Source organism: Hyphomonas sp. UBA3601, from assembly GCF_002375605.1.
Lineage (GTDB): Bacteria > Pseudomonadota > Alphaproteobacteria > Caulobacterales > Hyphomonadaceae > Hyphomonas.
In genome coordinates, this window is sequence record NZ_DFME01000132.1 from 1,055 (window position 1) to 4,912 (window position 3,858).

6 protein-coding genes and 1 pseudogene are annotated in these 3,858 nt (G+C 59.0%); 6 read left to right on the forward strand and 1 reads right to left on the reverse strand.

From position 1 onward, the window contains the following. Nucleotides 1–346: pseudogene (locus tag B4F73_RS15170) on the forward strand (hypothetical protein); the annotation flags it as partial. Here B4F73_RS15170 and B4F73_RS15175 read toward each other — a convergent pair. Next, entirely contained in the window at nucleotides 340–1,371 is a 1,032-nt protein-coding gene (locus B4F73_RS15175; RefSeq protein WP_414651873.1) for a polyprenyl synthetase family protein, read from the reverse strand. The pseudogene B4F73_RS15170 and the gene B4F73_RS15175 overlap by 7 nt on opposite strands. Nucleotides 1,372–1,538: 167 nt before the next feature. Here B4F73_RS15175 and B4F73_RS15180 point away from each other — a divergent pair, with 167 nt between their 5' ends. From B4F73_RS15180 to B4F73_RS15200, 5 genes are all read left to right on the forward strand, one after another. Further along, a complete protein-coding gene (locus B4F73_RS15180; protein WP_034814019.1) occupies nucleotides 1,539–2,027 on the forward strand; it encodes a CC0125/CC1285 family lipoprotein in 489 nt (162 codons plus the stop codon). After that, a complete protein-coding gene (locus B4F73_RS15185; RefSeq protein ID WP_290483685.1) occupies nucleotides 2,024–2,230 on the forward strand; it encodes a DUF2007 domain-containing protein in 207 nt (68 codons plus the stop codon). Before B4F73_RS15180 ends, B4F73_RS15185 begins: the two co-directional genes overlap by 4 nt. Continuing rightward, the gene (locus B4F73_RS15190; RefSeq protein WP_290481267.1) at nucleotides 2,230–2,958 is read left to right on the forward strand and encodes a tRNA1(Val) (adenine(37)-N6)-methyltransferase; all 729 of its coding nucleotides are present in this window, start codon (nucleotides 2,230–2,232) and stop codon (nucleotides 2,956–2,958) included. Before B4F73_RS15185 ends, B4F73_RS15190 begins: the two co-directional genes overlap by 1 nt. Before the next feature lie 77 nt (nucleotides 2,959–3,035). Next, complete coding sequence (locus tag B4F73_RS15195; protein WP_156947859.1) at nucleotides 3,036–3,173, forward strand: hypothetical protein; 138 nt, start codon at nucleotides 3,036–3,038, stop codon at nucleotides 3,171–3,173. A gap of 72 nt (nucleotides 3,174–3,245) precedes the next feature. Then, nucleotides 3,246–3,858: glycine--tRNA ligase subunit alpha (locus B4F73_RS15200; protein WP_290483686.1), on the forward strand; the 613-nt coding region annotated here is incomplete at its 3' end.

Here is a 3,858-nt window from a genome sequence, read left to right on the forward strand (position 1 = left end):
CGGCGTTCGCGCCGCGCTTCTGGCGCTCACGCTTGCCCTGCCGTTTCTGATTGACGTCTTGCTGACGCTAGCGTGGCGCACATTCAAGGGGCGCAATCTTCTTCAGGCGCACACCGATCACGCCTATCAGCGGCTGATTGCCCGCGGTTGGGGCCACCTCAGTGTCGCGACCTTCTGGTGGAGTATGACACTGATTTGCGCGGTGATGGGTGTGGTCACCATGTTTGGCGCAGCAGAGTCCACTGACCAGGCCGATGATTTCCCGGTTCTACAATTGACGGCACTGGTTGCCCTTGCCGCTATCGGATCAGTCTTTTGGTGGCTCGAACGCTCGCGGACTCAGTAGGCCCGGCTAACGCAGAAATCGGCCAGATCTTCGAGTGCGCTGCGATAGGGGGACTCTTCGAGCGTTCTCAGCGCGCCCTTGGCCAGCGCAGCATAGGCCTCGGCCTCCTGAACGGTGGCGTCTGCAGCCCCAGTGGCCCGGATCAGATGAACAGCGTGAGCCAGATCGGCGTCCTGTTGCGTTTCGGAATTCATGGCTCGGTCCCAGAACAGACGGTCTTCATCTGAGCCGCGTCGCTTCGCGACGATGACGGGCAGTGTAATTTTGCATTCGCGGAAGTCATCGCCAACTGATTTGCCAATTACCGACGTGGTGCCACCATAGTCCAGCACGTCATCGATGATCTGGAAGGCGAGACCCAGATTCTTGCCGTATGTGGCAAGCGCATGAGCGTGATCATCACTACCGACCGACATGGCGCCGGTCTCGGCAGCGGCCTCGAACAGCGCGCCAGTCTTCGCTTCAATAATTGCCAGATAGTCTTCGGTTGGCAGATCCCGGGCCTGCATCGCGGCCAACTGGCGAACTTCGCCTTCGGCAATCACCGTGGATGCTGTGGCGAGCCGGTTCAGGATTTCGAGACTGTTGGTTTCAACCAGCAGGTTGAATGCGCGCGCAAACAGGAAGTCCCCCACCAGTATGGAGGCCTTGTTGCCCCAAATTGCCTTGGCAGCAGGTTTCCCGCGTCGCAGATCGCTTTCGTCCACCACGTCATCGTGCAGCAGCGTGGCGGTGTGGATGAACTCCACGGCCGCTGCAAGAGCATGTGTTGCCCTGTTCGGCGTGCCCACGGCATGTGCAGAAATGAGGGTTATCAAGGGTCGCAGGCGCTTGCCGCCCGCCGACACAATGTAACCGGACAGATCCGGAATGACCGATATCGGGCTTGCTGCGCGGGTCGCCAGCAAGGTCTCGACCTCACCGAGGTCCTTGGCCACGAGCGTTTGCATCCGATCCACAATGGAACCGACTGCCTCTTTGCCTCTTGGTTTTGGCGCAAGGGTCACGTTTTCACTGGCTCCCATCATTTCTCTGACGAAATGGGAAATAGTCGTAGGATGGGTTCGCATCAAGCGCGACGTGGCACCCCGACGCATCTCACAGCGAAGTGTTGTGGCGAATCCTCGCCGTGTGTGCGAAACATTCAGGCAATTGGGCCGTTGAGAATATTCCAACAAGGAAGGGTTCCCACATGAAGCCATATGCAATTCTGCTCGCCGCTGGCCTGCTCGCTGCATGTACGTCGAACGCGGCCTACGGGCCCGCATCCAAGTCCGGAGCGATGGGCTATTCCAGCCAACAGATCGAAACGGGCCGATACCAGGTCTCCTATACCGACTCCAGTCCGTCGAAGGCGCGTGACCGGGCCTTGCTGCGTGCAGCTGAACTGACGCTTCTGGAGGGCTCTGACTGGTTTGAGATAACCAGCAGCTTTGCCGAACGCAGTGAAGACAGCCGTAGCGGTGGTTCCAGCGTCTCCATTGGCGGTTCATCGGGCTCTCGCGGCCACAGCAGCGTCGGGGTCGGCGTAGGGATCGGCATTCCGCTAGGGGGTGGCAATAGCGGGTCGGTTACCGAAGTCCTCGAAATCGTCACCGGCAAAGGCGACAAACCTGATCGGCCGAGTGTCTATGATGCCCGCTCAGTGGATATCAATCTGCGCGGTTCGGCGACCGAATGAAGGAAGTCTTTCGCACCAATGATGTCGTCAAGCTGAGCTATGTTGAGCACCTGCTGCAGGAGGCGGGCATCGAATATTTCATCGCTGATCAGCATATCTCCGCTGTCGAGGGCAATATCGGCGCGTTTCCGAGGCGCGTCATGGTGCCGGAGGAATTGTTGCCTGCTGCCGAGGCAGCCTTGGCCGAAGTCGAACGCGGCTAGTGGGGCAGATCACAGAAGATACCCTTTACCAGGGGCGGGTCACCCTGTTCCAACCTGAAAAGGGCTTCAGAGCCAGCACAGACTCGCTGATGCTGGCCGCGGCCCTTCCCGAAAAGTCCGGCGGCGCGGCCCTTGAAATAGGCTGTGGATGCGGTGGGGCGCTGATGACGGCCGCATTTCGATTGTCGCAGATGCAGGTGACAGGCGTGGATATTGATGCGGTCATGACTGACCTCGCACGGCAATCTGTCTCGTCAAACAATTTCAAAGACCGAGTGAGTGTCGAGACTGGCAATGCCGCCGAATGGGTACGCGACAAGGAAAATCGGTTCGATCTGGTTTTTGCAAACCCGCCATATTTCGAGCCAGGAAGGATCTCCGCGCCGGGAGCGGAGAAAGCTGGAGCATATCTCGAATCCCTCAGCCTCGATGGTTGGATCAAGGCGATGGCGTTTGCGGCCAAGCCGCGTGCGCCCATTGTGATAATTCATCGCGCTGCCGAACTCGCCCGAATTCTCGCTGTGCTGGATCGCCTGACGGGAGAGATTACCGTTCTGCCCATCGCGCCGAAACATGGCGAAGATGCGCGCCGGGTTTTGGTGCGGGGACGCAAGGGATTGAGACGGGGAGAGGTGCGTTTGCTCGCGCCCCTCGTCACTCACACCGCCGACGGTGAGGCCAGTGAAGCGCTGGATGCGATCCGTCATGGCAGGGCGATCGACTGGTAATCCAGATTTTCTGGGAATTGCCACATTTGCAGGCTAGGGTCTGAATTGAGGTAAGGGCATAGAAAAAGGAGTTGGCCATGTTCGGCCTGTTGTTCTTCGGCTTTCTGTTCATTGGTCTGGTCCTGGCCTTGCTGGGGCATGGCGGGTTTTACCGCATGGTCACCGGGCGCGGGGCAGGGTCAAATGATCATGATGAATCTCGTGGGTCATTCTGATCGCATTCCCGTGCTTGCTTCGCCCTGCGCACGGCTGTAACCCGACACCCAATCGATATTCGGATCTGCCCCATGACCGCACCCAAAGCGCACGCCAAACCGAAATCCTTTCAGGACCTCATCCTGACACTTCAGGCCTATTGGGCCGATAAGGGCTGCGCGATCCTGCAGCCCTATGACATGGAAGTCGGCGCCGGCACCTTGCACCCGGCGACTGTGCTGCGGGCATTGGGGCCAAAGAACTGGCGTGCTGCCTATGTCCAGCCCTCGCGGCGGCCGAAGGATGCGCGTTATGGGGAAAACCCCAACCGGCTCGGCCATTATTACCAGTTCCAGGTCATCCTGAAGCCTAATCCCGACGATTTGCAGGACCTCTATCTGGAAAGTCTCTACGCCATTGGCATCGACCCGACTGTTCACGATATTCGCTTCGTCGAAGACGACTGGGAGAACCCGACTGTCGGCGCCTGGGGCCTTGGCTGGGAAGTCTGGTGCGACGGGATGGAAGTCACCCAGTTTACCTATTTCCAGCAGATGGGCGGCTTCGACTGCAAGCCCGTTGCGGGCGAACTGACCTACGGGCTCGAACGCCTCGCCATGTATATTCAGGGCGTCGACAATGTGTACGACCTGAATTTCAACGGGGGCACGTCCTCAAGTAGCGAAGCGGTAGGACGCGAAAGAC

Coding starts and splice junctions, on each gene's coding strand:
- B4F73_RS15175 (WP_414651873.1), bottom strand. CDS start 1,371: ATGGGAGCCAGTGAAAACGTGACCCTTGCGCCAAAACCAAGAGGCAAA.
- B4F73_RS15180 (WP_034814019.1), top strand. CDS start 1,539: ATGAAGCCATATGCAATTCTGCTCGCCGCTGGCCTGCTCGCTGCATGT.
- B4F73_RS15185 (WP_290483685.1), top strand. CDS start 2,024: ATGAAGGAAGTCTTTCGCACCAATGATGTCGTCAAGCTGAGCTATGTT.
- B4F73_RS15195 (WP_156947859.1), top strand. CDS start 3,036: ATGTTCGGCCTGTTGTTCTTCGGCTTTCTGTTCATTGGTCTGGTCCTG.